A 16,541-nucleotide genomic window follows, 5' to 3' on the forward strand; every position below is an offset into this window, starting at 1 on the left:
CGCGGCAATATTTATTAACCACTCTGGTCGAGATATTGCCCATGCTACGTATCGCTAAAGAAGCTCTGACGTTTGACGACGTTCTCCTCGTTCCTGCTCATTCTACCGTTCTGCCGAATACTGCTGACCTCAGCACCCAGCTGACGAAAACTATTCGTCTGAATATCCCTATGCTTTCCGCAGCAATGGATACCGTAACGGAAGCGCGCCTGGCTATTGCTCTGGCTCAGGAAGGCGGTATCGGCTTTATCCACAAAAACATGTCCATTGAACGCCAGGCAGAAGAAGTTCGCCGTGTGAAAAAACACGAATCTGGTGTGGTGACTGATCCGCAGACTGTTCTGCCAACCACGACGCTGCGCGAAGTGAAAGAACTGACCGAGCGTAACGGTTTTGCGGGCTATCCGGTCGTTACCGAAGAAAACGAACTGGTGGGTATTATCACCGGTCGTGACGTGCGTTTTGTTACCGACCTGAACCAGCCGGTTAGCGTTTACATGACGCCGAAAGAGCGTCTGGTCACCGTGCGTGAAGGTGAAGCCCGTGAAGTGGTGCTGGCAAAAATGCACGAAAAACGCGTTGAAAAAGCGCTGGTGGTTGATGACGAATTCCACCTGATCGGCATGATCACCGTGAAAGACTTCCAGAAAGCGGAACGTAAACCGAACGCCTGTAAAGACGAGCAAGGCCGTCTGCGTGTTGGTGCTGCAGTTGGCGCAGGTGCGGGTAACGAAGAGCGTGTTGACGCGCTGGTTGCCGCTGGCGTTGACGTTCTGCTGATCGACTCCTCCCACGGTCACTCAGAAGGCGTTTTGCAGCGTATCCGTGAAACCCGTGCTAAATATCCGGATCTGCAAATCATCGGCGGCAACGTGGCAACAGCTGCAGGTGCACGCGCTTTGGCAGAAGCTGGTTGCAGCGCGGTTAAAGTCGGTATCGGCCCTGGTTCTATCTGTACGACTCGTATCGTTACTGGCGTAGGTGTTCCGCAGATCACTGCCGTTGCTGACGCAGTTGAAGCCCTGGAAGGCACCGGTATTCCGGTTATCGCAGATGGTGGTATTCGCTTCTCCGGCGACATCGCCAAAGCTATCGCCGCTGGCGCAAGCGCGGTGATGGTAGGTTCCATGCTGGCGGGTACTGAAGAATCTCCGGGTGAAATCGAACTCTACCAGGGCCGTTCTTACAAATCTTACCGTGGTATGGGTTCCCTGGGCGCGATGTCCAAAGGTTCCTCTGACCGTTATTTCCAGAGCGATAACGCTGCCGACAAACTGGTGCCGGAAGGTATCGAAGGTCGCGTAGCTTATAAAGGTCGCCTGAAAGAGATCATTCACCAGCAGATGGGCGGCCTGCGCTCCTGTATGGGTCTGACCGGCTGTGGTACTATCGACGAACTGCGTACTAAAGCGGAGTTTGTACGTATCAGCGGTGCGGGCATTCAGGAAAGCCACGTTCACGACGTGACCATTACTAAAGAGTCCCCGAACTACCGTCTGGGCTCCTGATTCTCTTCGCCCGACTTCATGTCGGGCGATTTATATTATCTGTTTCACTTGCCTCGGAATAAGCGTCAATGACGGAAAACATTCATAAGCATCGCATCCTCATTCTGGACTTCGGTTCTCAGTACACTCAACTGGTTGCGCGCCGCGTGCGTGAGCTGGGTGTTTACTGCGAACTGTGGGCGTGGGATGTGACAGAAGCACAAATTCGTGACTTCAATCCAAGCGGCATTATTCTTTCCGGCGGCCCGGAAAGTACTACTGAAGAAAACAGCCCGCGTGCGCCGCAGTATGTCTTTGAAGCAGGCGTACCGGTATTCGGCGTTTGCTATGGCATGCAGACCATGGCAATGCAGTTGGGCGGTCACGTTGAAGCCTCTAACGAACGTGAATTTGGCTACGCGCAGGTTGAAGTCGTAAACGACAGTGCACTGGTTCGCGGTATCGAAGATGCGCTGACCGCAGACGGTAAACCGCTGCTCGATGTCTGGATGAGCCACGGCGATAAAGTTACCGCTATCCCGTCCGACTTCGTCACCGTAGCCAGCACCGAAAGCTGCCCGTTTGCCATTATGGCTAACGAAGAAAAACGCTTCTATGGCGTACAGTTCCACCCGGAAGTGACTCACACCCGCCAGGGTATGCGCATGCTGGAGCGTTTTGTGCGTGATATCTGCCAGTGTGAAGCCCTGTGGACGCCAGCGAAAATTATCGACGATGCTGTAGCCCGCATCCGTGAGCAGGTAGGCGACGATAAAGTCATCCTCGGCCTCTCTGGTGGCGTGGATTCCTCCGTAACCGCAATGCTACTGCACCGCGCTATCGGTAAAAACCTGACTTGCGTATTCGTCGACAACGGCCTGCTGCGTCTCAACGAAGCAGAGCAGGTTCTGGATATGTTTGGCGATCACTTTGGTCTGAACATTGTTCACGTTCCGGCAGAAGATCGCTTCCTGTCAGCGCTGGCTGGCGAAAACGATCCGGAAGCAAAACGTAAAATCATCGGTCGCGTTTTCGTTGAAGTATTCGATGAAGAAGCGCTGAAACTGGAAGACGTGAAGTGGCTGGCGCAGGGCACCATCTACCCTGACGTTATCGAATCTGCGGCGTCTGCAACCGGTAAAGCACACGTCATCAAATCTCACCACAACGTGGGCGGCCTGCCGAAAGAGATGAAGATGGGCCTGGTTGAACCGCTGAAAGAGCTGTTCAAAGACGAAGTGCGTAAGATTGGTCTGGAGCTGGGCCTGCCGTACGACATGTTGTACCGTCACCCATTCCCGGGACCAGGCCTTGGCGTTCGTGTGCTGGGTGAAGTGAAGAAAGAGTACTGTGACCTGCTGCGCCGTGCTGACGCCATCTTCATTGAAGAACTGCGTAAAGCGGACCTGTACGACAAAGTCAGCCAGGCGTTCACTGTGTTCCTGCCGGTACGTTCCGTTGGCGTAATGGGCGATGGTCGTAAGTATGACTGGGTTGTCTCTCTGCGTGCTGTCGAAACCATCGACTTTATGACCGCACACTGGGCGCGTCTGCCGTACGATTTCCTCGGTCGCGTTTCCAACCGCATTATCAATGAAGTGAACGGTATTTCCCGCGTGGTGTATGACATCAGCGGCAAGCCGCCAGCTACCATTGAGTGGGAATGATTTTAATCCCTGCACTATGAATGAACAAAACCCTCTGTTACTACAGAGGGTTTTTTATCTTCAAGAATCATAGGCTTGAAGTTACTAACATCGATTAATTAAACCAGCTGTCCGATTTGTTCTCTTCTGCTTTGCCCACGCTTTTCATCAGATCGCGACCGCCTTCAGTCATATTTCTGTTGGCGTCAGCTTCAGATTGCACCACATCGGTTTGCGCAGCTTTGTGCTTCAGTTCCTGATCGATAAATTCGTTTTCTCGCTTAACGCGGGCTTCTTCTTTCGCCAGCGTCAGTTTTTGTTTCTGAATCTCTAAGCTGCGTAGCTCATCTTCATAACTTTGATCGCGTTTTTTGTCCGCAGTGGCTTCGGCGTCCAGTTTATCCTGACGAGCTTTCTTATTTGCCGCTGCCGTTGCCGCTCTTTTGTTAGCGGCGGCCTGGGCATTTGCGCGACGTTGCTTCTCTTGCTGGATTTCCCTGTTGCGCTCCGCGACCCATTCGTCATGCTGCCTTTGCTCTTCATTTTTACCTTGCTGTTCCGCTTCTGCGACAGCAGAGAGTTGATCCTGCAATGATGAGGCGATAGCCGGATAGCTTAAGGAGGCTAAGATGGCGCAAAGAAAAACTTTCTTCATGACTCCTCCTGATTATTAGCTCTTTTCAGGACATTTAGTATTTGGCTGAATACGCGTTTCGTTATACGTTGTGGTAATAACAACGGCTAAACCTGTCGTAAACTGGCACTCTTTACCCACCTGGGTGGAGGTATACACTTTGGTGCCTTCCTTATATGTTAAAGAAACACCTTCCACTAAGGTTTTATCATTCACCATAGAACCCGCTGCCGCGCCTACAGCTCCGCCGCCAACTGCCCCTGCCGTCGTTCCGGAATTGCTGCCAGAACCGACGTTGTGGCCGATAACACCGCCAGCGACTGCGCCAATAAGCGCGCCGAAGGCTTGTGCGTTCCGTTTATTTTGGGAGTTGTCTACGGCAACTTTTGCGGGAAGAATGGAAATAATATTAACGGTTTTAGTTTCTTGTTTGGTATTCAGTTGATCGGTTTGATAAACATCGGCGGCATGATCGTCAGCATTTGACTGGCATCCTGCCAGAGTGAATGACGCTAACATTGCCACAGGCAGAAGACATTTTTTAAATTTCATCACTATTCCTTGTTATACACATTACGAAAAATAAGACATTTAAGATCATCAAAAGAGGAAAGTAAATGTATTGCGTATAAAGGGATAGATTAAATTTATTAAAATTCACGCAGGGAATAATTTATAAAAATATATCATTACAACATATATATTAATTTTATATTTATTCCGCAGCCAAACAGGATAAACATCAGTCAGGACAAAGACGTAAAATTTAAGATGAAAGAATATCTGCCGCTTTGATAATCCCAAAGAGCAAAAGCATCCGACAGCGAAGTGCCGTTATGTTCTGTGAAAGTGAAGAAGGTAACCGCTAACGTTGTACCGGTGATTCGACGGAGAGTGTGGATTGCTGAGCTTCTTTTTTGCTCTGATGGTGCTGCCAGGCACCGACGGACGAGTAGATAAAACGGCCAAAGAAGAAGATAAAGCTGATGAGCAGTACGATACGGGTCATGCGACTGTTAAATCGGTGTCGTTTTCGCATACTGGTTGCCTGACTCACAAAAGGTTCCTTGAAGTATGTCCCACGCTGTGGACGGTACTTACATTAAGGCACAACAGGACAAAATGGTCAATTCTTCGTTATGTAAAAAAACGTCAGTGGATACATATTTTAATGTTATGGAAGTTAATTTAATTATTTACAATGATGATGTAATAATGATGAATTAACATGATAAACGTAATAATTCATTAATCAGGGTTATTTTGTTTGATATATATCAATTGGAACTTTCATATGACACTTAGAATCAATGCTCTCTATAGTGATGAATAATCATCATTCGAAGTCAGGTGGGATGCCTGTCTGAATACACCTCCTTCAGGATGTGGGGGATTCTGCTGAGCATCTATGAAACTGAATGCAACTTATATAAAAATGCGTGATAAATGGTGGGGGCTTCCGCTGTTCCTGCCTTCTTTAATCTTGCCCATTTTCGCCCACATTAATACTTTCGCGCATATTTCTTCCGGTGAGGTTTTTCTCTTTTATCTGCCTCTGGCACTGATGATCAGCATGATGATGTTTTTCAGCTGGGCGGCATTGCCAGGGATCGCCTTAGGGATTTTTGTCCGCAAATATGCAGAGCTGGGTTTTTACGAAACGCTATCATTAACGGCTAATTTTATTATCATTATCATTCTCTGTTGGGGCGGTTACAGGGTCTTTACTCCCCGGCGTAACAACGTTTCACATGGTGATACCCGTTTAATTTCCCAGCGTATATTCTGGCAGATTGTGTTTCCTGCAACGCTGTTTCTGATACTTTTCCAGTTTGCTGCATTTGTAGGATTACTGGCGAGCAGAGAAAATCTGGTCGGTGTCATGCCTTTTAACCTCGGGACTTTAATCAATTATCAGGCCTTACTGGTGGGTAATCTGATCGGTGTCCCGCTGTGCTACTTCATCATTCGGGTAGTGCGAAATCCATTTTATTTACGTAGCTATTATTCGCAATTAAAACAGCAGGTTGATGCCAAAGTCACCAAAAAAGAGTTCGCGCTCTGGCTACTGGCATTAGGTGCTTTATTGTTGCTGTTATGCATGCCGTTAAATGAAAAAAGCACAATTTTTAGCACCAATTATACCTTGTCATTATTGCTGCCCCTGATGATGTGGGGAGCGATGCGCTATGGTTATAAGCTGATTTCGCTGCTCTGGGCGGTCGTGTTGATGATCAGCATCCACAGCTATCAAAATTACATTCCCATTTATCCTGGCTATACCACGCAGCTGACCATAACCTCCTCCAGTTATCTGGTATTCTCTTTTATTGTCAATTATATGGCTGTACTGGCAACCCGTCAGAGAGCGGTAGTCAGACGCATTCAGCGGCTTGCGTATATGGACCCGGTGGTTCATCTGCCAAATGTTCGCGCCCTGAATCGCGCGTTGCGTGATGCTCCCTGGTCTGCGCTTTGTTATTTACGCATCCCTGGCATGGAAATGCTGGTTAAGAACTATGGCATCATGCTGCGGATTCAATACAAGCAAAAACTTTCTCACTGGCTGTCACCCTTGCTGGAACCGGGTGAAGATGTTTATCAGCTTTCGGGTAACGATCTCGCGCTGCGACTGAATACAGAATCGCACCAGGAGCGCATTACCGCACTGGATAGTCATCTCAAGCAATTTCGTTTCTTTTGGGATGGGATGCCGATGCAACCGCAGATTGGCGTCAGTTACTGCTATGTGCGCTCGCCAGTGAATCATATCTACCTGCTGCTGGGAGAGCTAAATACGGTCGCCGAACTTTCCATCGTGACCAACGCCCCGGAAAATATGCAGCGTCGCGGGGCAATGTATTTGCAACGCGAATTGAAAGATAAAGTCGCGATGATGAATCGACTACAGCAGGCGCTGGAACACAACCATTTTTTCCTGATGGCCCAGCCGATTACCGGTATGCGTGGTGATGTTTACCATGAAATTCTTCTGCGCATGAAAGGTGAGAATGATGAACTGATCGTCCCCGATAGCTTCTTGCCGGTCGCGCACGAATTTGGTTTATCGTCGAGTATCGACATGTGGGTCATTGAGCATACGCTGCAATTTATGGCTGAAAACAGAGCGAAGATGCCCGCTCACCGTTTTGCTATTAATCTGTCTCCAACCTCGGTATGTCAGGCTCGTTTTCCTGTTGAAGTCAGTCAGTTGCTGGCTAAATATCAGATTGAAGCGTGGCAACTTATTTTTGAAGTCACCGAAAGTAATGCTCTGACCAATGTTAAGCAGGCGCAAATCACCTTGCAGCATCTTCAGGAATTAGGCTGCCAGATTGCGATTGATGATTTCGGCACCGGCTACGCCAGCTATGCACGGCTTAAAAATGTGAATGCCGATCTGCTTAAAATTGACGGCAGCTTTATCCGCAATATTGTGTCAAATAGTCTGGATTATCAGATTGTGGCGTCGATTTGCCATCTGGCGCGAATGAAGAAAATGCGGGTAGTGGCAGAGTACGTTGAAAACGAAGAGATCCGCGAGGCGGTGCTCTCTTTGGGGATCGATTATATGCAGGGTTATCTTATTGGTAAGCCGCAGCCGTTAATTGATACGTTGAATGAAATCGAACCCATTCGCGAAAGTGCCTGAATAATGCGGGCCGACATTTCTCGTCGGCCCGCAAAGCATTAAGCGGCGATTTCAGGTGTACTTTCTTCTTCAATTTTCAACCGCCAGCCAGCCACGCCTTCCCAGTATTCTTGCTCCTTTTCCAGATCAAGCAGTACCAACGCATTCTGACTAAACCAGTCATGCGGGAAACGCAGTGTCCAGTGACTGTCATCAGTAATCAGTGTCAATGTTGGCGGTGTGGTGGTTGCCTGACGTTGATTGTTGAGTAATACGCCAAGGCGCAATAGCTGAATCAGTGGCAGGAACTGTTTCTTCTTAAACAAGGTAAAGCGCGGCAGATCGTCGAGTTTAATCGCTTTACGGTGATAGCGCACCAGTGTCGCCATCATCAGCTGCTGTTCCTGATTAAAACCCGGCAAGTCACTGTTTTGCAGAATATAAGCGGAGTGGCGATGCAAACCGCTGTGGTTGATATTCAACCCGACCTCATGCAGCATGGCGGCCCATCGCAGTAGCGCCTCCAGTTGCGGATGCGCCAGCTTCGGTTGCTGTTCCCGCCACTGTTCGTACATTTGCATAGTGGTATCCAGCACCCGTCGGGCCTGTTCGCTGTCGATGTGATACTGGTTGGCGAGGCTGCTGGCGGTGCGACTACGCACATCCTGATGACGGAAACGTCCTTCCATTTCGTACAGTACGCCTTCGCGTAACGCCCCGTCAGAAAGGCGCAGTTCACGGATGGCTAAAGCATCAAACACACCGCATAAAATCGCCAGTCCAGGAACGAAGACTGTTTTCCGCTCTTCGGAAAGACCCGGTAAACTCAGCGATGCGAAATTACGGTGACGTAAAACTTCTTTTACCAGTTTTTCCAGACGTTCCGGGGTAATTATCCCGTCTTTCTCGCCCATTTCCATTAACACTTCATGGGCGGCTTTTATGGTACCGGAAGCGCCCATTGCCACGTTCCAGCCCTGAATACGGAATTGCCAGGTTAAAGTTTCCAGTTTTTGTGCTGCCGCCATACGAGCGCGCTGAAAATTCTCTTTATTGATGACCCCGCCAGGGAAGTAAAGCTGGGCAAAGCTGACACAACCCATCCGGCGGCTTTCAACGAGAATCGGTTCGAAATTTTCACCAATCACCAGTTCCGTAGATCCGCCGCCAATATCAATAACCAGTTTGCGACCTTTCTCCGGTTGGGTATGTTCCACGCCCATAAAAATCAGACGGGCTTCTTCATTACCGGAAATAATTTCAATCGGGTAGGGAATGACCTTTTCCGCGCGTTTCAGAAAGTCAGTGGCGTTCAGCGCCTGACGCAGCGTATGGGTGCCGACTATACAGACGCTGGCAGGAGAAAACCCTTGTAGCCGTTCGGCAAACAGCGACAGACAGTTCAAACCGCGCGTCATTGCCTCTTCACTCAACATATTATCTGGCCCCAGGCCGTCCGCCAGATGCACCCGCTGTTTCAGGCGGCCAATAATCTGCATGGCACCATCTACCACACGGGCTATGACCATGTGAAAACTGTTTGAACCAAGATCGACCGCAGCAAACTCCTGCGGACGAGGGGATTTATCGTGTATTGGCATAGGGTTATTCAGGTTGTTCGAGTGATTTGATGTAGTCATAAATCGCCAACTGCGCCCGTACTTTGCGGCGATTGCCGCGGGGAACGTAGCGATTACTGAGTTCTTTATCGATATAACGAGCTTTGACCGTATCGCTGAACAATATGTCGATGATGTCCAGCACCCGCTGCTTCAGGCGCGGATCGAGCAGCGGTGTCGCCACTTCAATACGATAATCAATATTGCGCGTCATCCAGTCGGCGGAAGAAAGGTAGACCTTTTTATCGCCGCCATTTTCAAAAATATAAACCCGGTCATGTTCAAGGTAACGGTCAACAATACTGATGGCACGAATGTTGTCGCTAATGCCTTCCAGATTGGGGATCAGCGAACACATTCCGCGAACCAGCAGATTAACCGGTACGCCGGAGCTGGAGGCCGCATACAGACGATCAACCAGGCCTTTATCGACAAGGTTATTTAGCTTCAGGGTGATACCACTGGGCAGCCCTTGCTGCGCGTTGGCGATTTCGCGGTCTACCATTTCATATAACAGACGGCGAGAGTTTTGCGGTGACACCATTAAATAATCAAATGTCACCGGGCGGTATGGGTTTTCAATAAAGTTAAATACCCGCCGTACTTCGTTGGTGATACGCGCATCTGCGGTCAGCAACGAATAGTCAGTATAAAGACGCGCGGTTTTTTCGTTAAAGTTCCCGGTCCCGATGTGTGCGTAACGGACCACTTCACCGTTTTCTTTACGTGAAATCAGGAACAGTTTGGCGTGAATTTTCAGCCCCGGCGCAGAGAAGATAACGTGCACGCCTGCTTCGGTCAGGCGCTTCGCCCAGTGAATGTTGGCTTCTTCGTCGAAACGCGCCTGTAACTCAACCACCACGGTCACTTTCTTGCCGTTGTGCGCAGCGTGGATCATCGAGTCGATGATACGTGAATCTTTTGCCACACGGTAAATGTTAATTTTAATCGCCAGTACGCTCGGGTCGAACGAAGCCTGACGCAGCAGTTCCAGCACATGCTCAAAGGTGTGATAAGGATAATAGAGCAACACATCGCGTTCGCGAATGGCATCAAAACCATTGCGGAACTGGGCTTTATCAAACCAAATATGGCGTAAACGCGGCAGTGGTTTGTTCACCAGATTGGCTTTGCCGACATTGGGGAAATTAATAAAGTCTTTAAAATTATGATAACGACCGCCGGGGACGATGGAGTCGTAGCGGGAAATAGTCAGTTTTTCGCGTAACACTTCAACCAGCGCATTGGGCATATCGCGCTGATAAACAAAACGCACCGGCTCAGCAGTTAAACGCTGCTTGAGACTGGAAGACATCAACTCCATCAGGCTGGCTTCCATCTCATGCACTAAATCGTATTCGGCATCGCGGGTCATCTTCATTGAATAGGCATTCAGCGCGTCATAATCAAAGAAGCCTTTGAAAATATCATCAAGGCAGTAACGCAGAATGTTATCCAGAAGAATCATCGGCTTGCGTCGACGCGGTGCTTCTGGCGGTAAATTCACAAAGCGCGGCACTTTATCTGATGGGATCTCCAGCAGCGCGTAACGGATGGTATCGCCACGGATAATTTCCACCGCCAGATAGGTGTAATCATCTTTCAGGAACTGCACTAAGTCAGTGTCAGGATTGATTAAAATCGGCGTAATGTGCTGACGCAGATACTGCTTAAAATAATGACGCAGCCAGTTTTGTTGATTGACGGAGAGCTGGCGTTCATTAATCAGGAAGATCTGGTTACGCGCCATCTCCAGCAGCAGCTCGTTGTAGAGGCCGTCGAATTCCTGATCGGCTTTCAGCACCCGGGACTGAATTTTGCCCAGTAAATGGCGGGAATGAGAGTTGGAGCCTTGTTCTTCGCTAATAATGATGCGTCGCTTCAGTTCAGCGAAGCGGACTTTATAGAACTCATCAAGGTTATTGGAATAGATCCCCAGGAAACGCATCCTTTCAATCAGCGGGTTAGATTTGTCCGCCGCTTCCTGAAGCACGCGTTCATTGAACGATAACCAACTGAGCTCTTTTTCGATGTATAGCTTTTCCTGACCCATTACCACTTTTACTCCGTTTTATTCACGGGACACTGCCTGGATATTATGGCGAGCAATATTGGCAGATGTCCAACTATGCCAGAAAAGGGGGAAAAAAACTGCTGGAGCTTGCGATTTACAGGTGAATTGAAAAACGCCAGCGGCAGAGCTGGCGCTTTAACTACGGGGCATTACTCGTCGGCAGCGTAGCCCTGCGGCGGCAGACGTTGACCATCCAGCCACGCGGCGTTTTCGTGCATTTTCAGACGACCATCGGCAAACCAGCTAATCACCAGTGGATAAATAGCGTGTTCCTGGGTTTGCACGCGGGCGGTGATGTCATCTTCCGTATCACCAGCAAATACCGGGACTTTCGCCTGTAAAATAACCGGGCCACCGTCCAGTTCATCGGTGACGAAATGCACCGATGTACCGTGCTCTTCATCACCATTTTCCAGCGCCTGACGATGGGTGTGTAATCCGGGATATTTCGGCAGCAGAGAAGGGTGAATGTTCAGCAAACGCCCGGCATAGTGGGAGACAAACGCCGGGCTGAGAATGCGCATAAAACCAGCCAGCACGACCACATCGGGTGCGTACATGTCGATTTCATGAATCAACTCCCGGTCATAGGCTTCACGACTGTCAAACGCGCTGGCGATGAGCGTATGCGTTGCAATACCCGCCTGGCGGGCGCGTTCAAGGCCGAACGCGTCGGCCTTATTGCTGAAAACTGCCCGTATGGTGCCTTTAATTTTGTTGGTTTTACAGGCGTCAATAATTGCCTGTAAATTACTTCCGTTGCCGGAAATAAGCACCACAATATTCATTATTCGATAACCACGCGTTGTTCGGAATCAGAGGCTTTGATGATACCGATTTTCCACGCGTTTTCACCGTTGGCATTTAGCAGGGCGAGGGCTTTGTCCACTTCCGGAGCAGGCAGGGCGATAATCATCCCGACGCCGCAGTTGAAGGTGCGATACATTTCATGGCGCTCAACGTTACCAGCCGTTTGCAGCCAGTTGAACACTTCCGGCCACTGCCAGGAAGATTCATCAATCACTGCCTGAGTATTATCTGGCAATACGCGCGGAATGTTTTCCCAGAAGCCGCCGCCGGTCAGGTGCGCAATGGCATGCACATCGACCTTTTCAATCAACTCCAGCACTGACTTCACGTAAATGCGGGTCGGTGCCAGCAGATGATCGGCTAATGGCTTACCATCAAGTTCGGTGGTTTGCGGATCACAACCGCTGACTTCAAGAATTTTGCGCACCAGCGAATAGCCGTTCGAGTGCGGACCGCTGGAACCGAGTGCAATCAGCACATCGCCGTCGCTGACTTTAGAGCCGTCGATGATTTCTGATTTTTCTACCACGCCAACGCAGAAACCCGCGACATCGTAATCCTCACCGTGATACATCCCCGGCATTTCTGCCGTTTCGCCACCCACCAGTGAACAGCCCGATTGCAGACATCCTTCCGCGATACCGCTGATCACCGCTGAAGCGGTATCAACATCCAGTTTTCCGGTTGCGTAATAGTCGAGGAAAAACAGCGGTTCTGCACCTTGCACCACCAGGTCATTAACGCACATGGCGACCAGATCAATACCAATGGTGTCGTGACGTTTTAAGTCCATTGCCAGACGCAGCTTGGTACCTACGCCGTCAGTGCCGGAAACCAGCACGGGTTCACGATATTTTTGCGGCAATGCACACAGCGCACCGAAGCCGCCCAGACCGCCCATCACTTCCGGACGACGCGTTTTCTTCACTACGCCTTTGATTCTTCCAACCAGAGCATTACCCGCGTCAATATCAACACCGGCATCTTTGTAGCTAAGAGAGGTTTTATCGGTCACTGCTTGGGTCCCCACGCGTTACTTGCGGTAGAAAAATAAAATTCGGCGCAATTCTAACAGGGAAAGCAAACGTTTTCGAGACTGCTTTGCACAACCTTTTTGCACGTCTTTTCCCCAGACGCGCGGCGAAAGAAGACTTGTGCCAGGGCAAAGGTTAGTTTTCGGATGGAATAATCTTCTTTCATAACCATTTGAATATAAAATAACTTTATCTCAAACCGTTATCATTTTGACTAAAGTCAACGAAAAGAATATTGCCGCCTTGAAGAAAGGAGGTATAATCCGTCGATTTTTTTTGTGGCTGCCCCTCAAAGGAGAAAGAGTATGAAGATCGTGGAAGTCAAACACCCACTCGTCAAACACAAGCTGGGACTGATGCGTGAGCAAGATATCAGCACCAAGCGCTTTCGCGAACTCGCTTCCGAAGTGGGTAGCCTGCTGACTTACGAAGCGACCGCCGACCTCGAAACGGAAAAAGTAACTATCGAAGGCTGGAACGGCCCGGTAGAAATCGACCAGATCAAAGGTAAGAAAATTACCGTTGTGCCAATTCTGCGTGCCGGTCTGGGGATGATGGACGGTGTGCTGGAAAATGTTCCGAGCGCGCGCATCAGCGTTGTCGGTATGTACCGTAATGAAGAAACGCTGGAGCCGGTACCGTACTTCCAGAAACTGGTTTCTAACATCGATGAGCGTATGGCGCTGATCGTTGACCCAATGCTGGCAACCGGTGGTTCCGTTATCGCGACCATCGACCTGCTGAAAAAAGCGGGCTGCAGCAGCATCAAAGTTCTGGTGCTGGTAGCTGCGCCAGAAGGTATCGCTGCGCTGGAAAAAGCGCACCCGGACGTCGAACTGTATACCGCATCGATTGACCAGGGACTGAACGAGCACGGATACATTATTCCGGGCCTCGGCGATGCCGGTGACAAAATCTTTGGTACGAAATAAAGAATAAAAATAATTAAAGCCGACTTTAAGAGTCGGCTTTTTTTTGAGTAAAGCGCCTATAACACATAATACAGAGGATAATACTATGACGCGCCGTGCTATCGGGGTGAGTGAAAGACCGCCACTTTTACAGACAATCCCGCTTAGTTTGCAACATTTGTTCGCCATGTTTGGTGCAACCGTCCTGGTGCCCGTCTTATTTCATATTAACCCGGCGACTGTACTGTTATTTAACGGTATTGGAACGCTGCTGTATCTCTTCATCTGTAAAGGGAAAATTCCGGCTTATCTTGGTTCCAGCTTTGCCTTTATTTCACCGGTATTGTTACTGTTGCCGTTAGGGTATGAAGTCGCGCTGGGCGGCTTTATTATGTGCGGCGTGCTGTTCTGCCTGGTTTCTTTTATCGTGAAGAAAGCGGGGACCGGCTGGCTGGACGTGCTGTTTCCACCTGCGGCAATGGGCGCAATCGTTGCCGTCATCGGTCTGGAGCTGGCGGGCGTAGCTGCCGGTATGGCGGGTTTACTCCCGGCTGAAGGGCAAACGCCAGACTCCAAAACCATCATCATCTCTATTACCACCCTGGCGGTCACGGTTTTAGGTTCCGTGCTGTTCCGTGGTTTCCTGGCAATTATCCCGATTTTAATTGGCGTGCTGGTGGGGTACGCGCTCTCTTTCGCAATGGGAATTGTCGATACCACGCCGATTATTAATGCTCACTGGTTTGCGCTGCCAACCCTCTATACGCCGCGCTTCGAGTGGTTTGCCATTCTGACTATTCTGCCAGCGGCGTTAGTGGTTATTGCCGAACACGTAGGGCACCTGGTAGTAACGGCTAATATCGTCAAAAAAGATCTGCTGCGCGATCCAGGTCTGCACCGTTCGATGTTTGCTAACGGCCTGTCGACTGTGATCTCCGGCTTCTTTGGCTCTACGCCAAATACCACTTACGGAGAAAACATTGGCGTGATGGCGATCACCCGTGTTTACAGTACCTGGGTTATCGGTGGGGCGGCGATTTTCGCTATCCTGCTTTCCTGCGTCGGTAAACTGGCTGCCGCTATCCAGATGATCCCATTGCCGGTGATGGGCGGCGTTTCGCTGCTGCTTTATGGTGTCATCGGTGCTTCCGGTATTCGTGTTTTGATCGAATCAAAAGTGGATTACAACAAAGCACAGAACCTGATCCTGACTTCCGTGATTTTGATCATCGGTGTCAGTGGCGCGAAGGTAAACATTGGCGCGGCGGAGCTGAAAGGTATGGCGCTGGCGACCATCGTCGGTATCGGCTTAAGTTTGATCTTCAAACTGATTAGTGTGCTGCGCCCTGAAGAAGTGGTGCTGGACGCAGAAGACGCGGATATAACAGACAAATAATGTACCGACCGGGCAGTGTTGCTGCCCGGTTCAAACATCATGGGATTCTGTGGTAAACTTCTCGCGATTTTGTGAAATCCTGGTTGAGGTATCTCTGAACACACCGGCACAGCTCTCTTTGCCACTTTATCTTCCTGACGACGAAACCTTTGCAAGTTTCTGGCCGGGGGATAACTCCTCTTTACTGGCTGCGCTGCAAAACGTGCTGCGTCAGGAACATAGCGGTTACATCTATCTCTGGGCACGCGAAGGCGCGGGGCGCAGCCATCTGCTGCACGCGGCTTGCGCGGAATTGTCGCAGCGTGGCGATGCGGTGGGCTATGTCCCGCTGGATAAACGCACCTGGTTTGTTCCGGAAGTGCTCGACGGTATGGAGCATTTGTCGCTGGTCTGTATCGACAACATTGAGTGTATTGCAGGCGATGAGTTGTGGGAGATGGCGATTTTCGATCTCTACAATCGAATTCTGGAATCGGGCAAAACACGATTGTTGATCACCGGCGATCGTCCACCGCGGCAGTTGAATCTGGGATTACCGGATCTCGCGTCGCGACTCGACTGGGGGCAGATCTACAAATTGCAGCCACTTTCTGATGAAGATAAGTTGCAGGCGCTACAGTTACGCGCGCGTTTGCGTGGTTTTGAACTGCCGGAAGATGTGGGGCGTTTCTTGCTGAAGCGGCTCGACAGAGAAATGCGCACGCTATTTATGACGTTGGATCAGTTGGATCGTGCGTCGATTACCGCGCAACGTAAGCTGACCATTCCGTTTGTGAAAGAAATTCTGAAGTTGTAGATAAGGTGTTTATTGTCGGATGCGGCGCGAACGCCTTATCCGAACTACGCGAAGTTAATCCATAGTATTCGTAGGCCGGATAAGACATGGCAAGCGTCGCATCCGGCAATGTGCTTCAACTAGCGATGGGGCACATCTTAACCCACGATTTCCAGTACCTGCTCCGGTGGACGACCAATCCGCGCTTTGCCATTCGCGACCACAATCGGGCGCTCCATCAGCTTCGGATTATCCACCATTGCCTGAATCAGCGCCTCTTCGCTAAGCGAACTGTCAGCCAGGTTCAGTTCTTTATAAAGATCCTCTTTCTGGCGCATCAATTCACGGGCGCTATTCATCCCCAGCATTTTCAGCAAATCGCGCAGCGTTGCCGCATCGGCGGGTGTCTCAAGGTAGAGTACCACTTCTGGCTCCACGCCGTTTTTTTTCAGCAGGTTCAGCGTTTCCCGGCTCTTTGAACAGCGTGGGTTATGGTAGATTTTTACCTGTTTGGTCATTGTTCT

The 16,541-nt window shown here is 49.9% G+C and carries 15 protein-coding genes; 7 read left to right on the forward strand and 8 right to left on the reverse strand.

Annotation, left to right across the window (positions count from 1 at the left end):
* The first annotated feature begins 41 nt into the window (after nt 1-41).
* Both guaB and guaA read left to right on the forward strand, forming a co-directional pair.
* Nucleotides 42-1,508 carry an IMP dehydrogenase gene (gene guaB, locus C1P89_RS01130; protein WP_001299507.1) on the forward strand — a complete coding sequence of 489 codons (1,467 nt, stop codon included), beginning with the start codon at nt 42-44 and terminating at the stop codon, nt 1,506-1,508.
* 68 nt (nt 1,509-1,576) lie between these two features.
* A complete protein-coding gene (gene guaA, locus C1P89_RS01135) occupies nt 1,577-3,154 on the forward strand; it encodes a glutamine-hydrolyzing GMP synthase (protein WP_000138283.1) in 1,578 nt (525 codons plus the stop codon).
* Nucleotides 3,155-3,248: 94 nt separating this feature from the next.
* On the opposite strand, the gene C1P89_RS01140 is transcribed toward guaA, so the two are convergent.
* From C1P89_RS01140 to C1P89_RS01150, 3 genes are all read right to left on the reverse strand, one after another.
* Complete coding sequence (locus tag C1P89_RS01140) at nt 3,249-3,788, reverse strand: DUF5384 family protein (protein ID WP_000755180.1); 540 nt, start codon at nt 3,786-3,788, stop codon at nt 3,249-3,251.
* A gap of 15 nt (nt 3,789-3,803) precedes the next feature.
* The gene (locus C1P89_RS01145) at nt 3,804-4,322 is read right to left on the reverse strand and encodes an outer membrane lipoprotein (protein WP_001295476.1); all 519 of its coding nucleotides are present in this window, start codon (nt 4,320-4,322) and stop codon (nt 3,804-3,806) included.
* Nucleotides 4,323-4,632: 310 nt separating this feature from the next.
* Complete coding sequence (locus C1P89_RS01150) at nt 4,633-4,824, reverse strand: YfgG family protein (protein ID WP_000076001.1); 192 nt, start codon at nt 4,822-4,824, stop codon at nt 4,633-4,635.
* Between the two features lie 17 nt (nt 4,825-4,841).
* Between C1P89_RS01150 and C1P89_RS25725 the strand changes: the two genes are divergently transcribed.
* Together C1P89_RS25725 and pdeF are read left to right on the forward strand one after the other, a co-directional pair.
* On the forward strand, nt 4,842-4,994 hold the full coding sequence (locus tag C1P89_RS25725; RefSeq protein ID WP_000017562.1) for a hypothetical protein: 153 nt from the start codon (nt 4,842-4,844) through the stop codon (nt 4,992-4,994).
* A 181-nt stretch (nt 4,995-5,175) separates the two neighbouring features.
* The gene (pdeF, locus tag C1P89_RS01155; RefSeq protein WP_000772790.1) at nt 5,176-7,419 is read left to right on the forward strand and encodes a cyclic-guanylate-specific phosphodiesterase PdeF; all 2,244 of its coding nucleotides are present in this window, start codon (nt 5,176-5,178) and stop codon (nt 7,417-7,419) included.
* A 38-nt stretch (nt 7,420-7,457) separates the two neighbouring features.
* On the opposite strand, the gene ppx is transcribed toward pdeF, so the two are convergent.
* From ppx to purM, 4 genes are all read right to left on the reverse strand, one after another.
* Nucleotides 7,458-8,999 (reverse strand): exopolyphosphatase, encoded by a 1,542-nt coding sequence (gene ppx / locus C1P89_RS01160; protein WP_001121363.1) that lies wholly within the window; start codon nt 8,997-8,999, stop codon nt 7,458-7,460.
* 4 nt (nt 9,000-9,003) lie between these two features.
* Nucleotides 9,004-11,070, reverse strand: a complete 2,067-nt coding sequence (ppk1, locus tag C1P89_RS01165; RefSeq protein WP_000529576.1) for a polyphosphate kinase 1 — start codon at nt 11,068-11,070, stop codon at nt 9,004-9,006.
* A gap of 170 nt (nt 11,071-11,240) precedes the next feature.
* Entirely contained in the window at nt 11,241-11,879 is a 639-nt protein-coding gene (purN, locus tag C1P89_RS01170) for a phosphoribosylglycinamide formyltransferase (RefSeq protein ID WP_001028603.1), read from the reverse strand.
* On the reverse strand, nt 11,879-12,916 hold the full coding sequence (gene purM, locus C1P89_RS01175; RefSeq protein WP_001295474.1) for a phosphoribosylformylglycinamidine cyclo-ligase: 1,038 nt from the start codon (nt 12,914-12,916) through the stop codon (nt 11,879-11,881). Before purM ends, purN begins: the two co-directional genes overlap by 1 nt.
* A 324-nt stretch (nt 12,917-13,240) precedes the next feature.
* Here purM and upp point away from each other — a divergent pair, with 324 nt between their 5' ends.
* The 3 genes from upp (at nt 13,241) to C1P89_RS01190 (ending at nt 16,038) form a co-directional block, all read left to right on the forward strand.
* Nucleotides 13,241-13,867 carry a uracil phosphoribosyltransferase gene (upp, locus tag C1P89_RS01180; protein WP_001295473.1) on the forward strand — a complete coding sequence of 209 codons (627 nt, stop codon included), beginning with the start codon at nt 13,241-13,243 and terminating at the stop codon, nt 13,865-13,867.
* An 85-nt stretch (nt 13,868-13,952) separates the two neighbouring features.
* Entirely contained in the window at nt 13,953-15,242 is a 1,290-nt protein-coding gene (gene uraA, locus C1P89_RS01185; RefSeq protein ID WP_000198328.1) for a uracil permease, read from the forward strand.
* Between the two features lie 94 nt (nt 15,243-15,336).
* Nucleotides 15,337-16,038, forward strand: a complete 702-nt coding sequence (locus tag C1P89_RS01190; RefSeq protein ID WP_001307333.1) for a DnaA inactivator Hda — start codon at nt 15,337-15,339, stop codon at nt 16,036-16,038.
* Between the two features lie 137 nt (nt 16,039-16,175).
* Here the strand turns inward: C1P89_RS01190 and arsC are convergent, their stop codons facing one another.
* Entirely contained in the window at nt 16,176-16,535 is a 360-nt protein-coding gene (gene arsC / locus C1P89_RS01195) for an arsenate reductase (glutaredoxin) (RefSeq protein ID WP_000166469.1), read from the reverse strand.
* Nucleotides 16,536-16,541: the final 6 nt, after the last annotated feature.

The sequence above is a fragment of the Shigella sonnei genome (assembly GCF_002950395.1).
Classification (GTDB): Bacteria; Pseudomonadota; Gammaproteobacteria; order Enterobacterales; family Enterobacteriaceae; genus ECMA0423.

Bases quoted from the DNA above. Each gene is read 5' to 3' on its own strand.
- guaB (WP_001299507.1), top strand. From the start codon at position 42: ATGCTACGTATCGCTAAAGAAGCTCTGACGTTTGACGACGTTCTCCTC.
- guaA (WP_000138283.1), top strand. From the start codon at position 1,577: ATGACGGAAAACATTCATAAGCATCGCATCCTCATTCTGGACTTCGGT.
- C1P89_RS01140 (WP_000755180.1), bottom strand. From the start codon at position 3,788: ATGAAGAAAGTTTTTCTTTGCGCCATCTTAGCCTCCTTAAGCTATCCG.
- C1P89_RS25725 (WP_000017562.1), top strand. From the start codon at position 4,842: ATGTCCCACGCTGTGGACGGTACTTACATTAAGGCACAACAGGACAAA.
- pdeF (WP_000772790.1), top strand. From the start codon at position 5,176: ATGAAACTGAATGCAACTTATATAAAAATGCGTGATAAATGGTGGGGG.
- ppx (WP_001121363.1), bottom strand. From the start codon at position 8,999: ATGCCAATACACGATAAATCCCCTCGTCCGCAGGAGTTTGCTGCGGTC.
- ppk1 (WP_000529576.1), bottom strand. From the start codon at position 11,070: ATGGGTCAGGAAAAGCTATACATCGAAAAAGAGCTCAGTTGGTTATCG.
- purN (WP_001028603.1), bottom strand. From the start codon at position 11,879: ATGAATATTGTGGTGCTTATTTCCGGCAACGGAAGTAATTTACAGGCA.
- upp (WP_001295473.1), top strand. From the start codon at position 13,241: ATGAAGATCGTGGAAGTCAAACACCCACTCGTCAAACACAAGCTGGGA.
- uraA (WP_000198328.1), top strand. From the start codon at position 13,953: ATGACGCGCCGTGCTATCGGGGTGAGTGAAAGACCGCCACTTTTACAG.
- arsC (WP_000166469.1), bottom strand. From the start codon at position 16,535: ATGACCAAACAGGTAAAAATCTACCATAACCCACGCTGTTCAAAGAGC.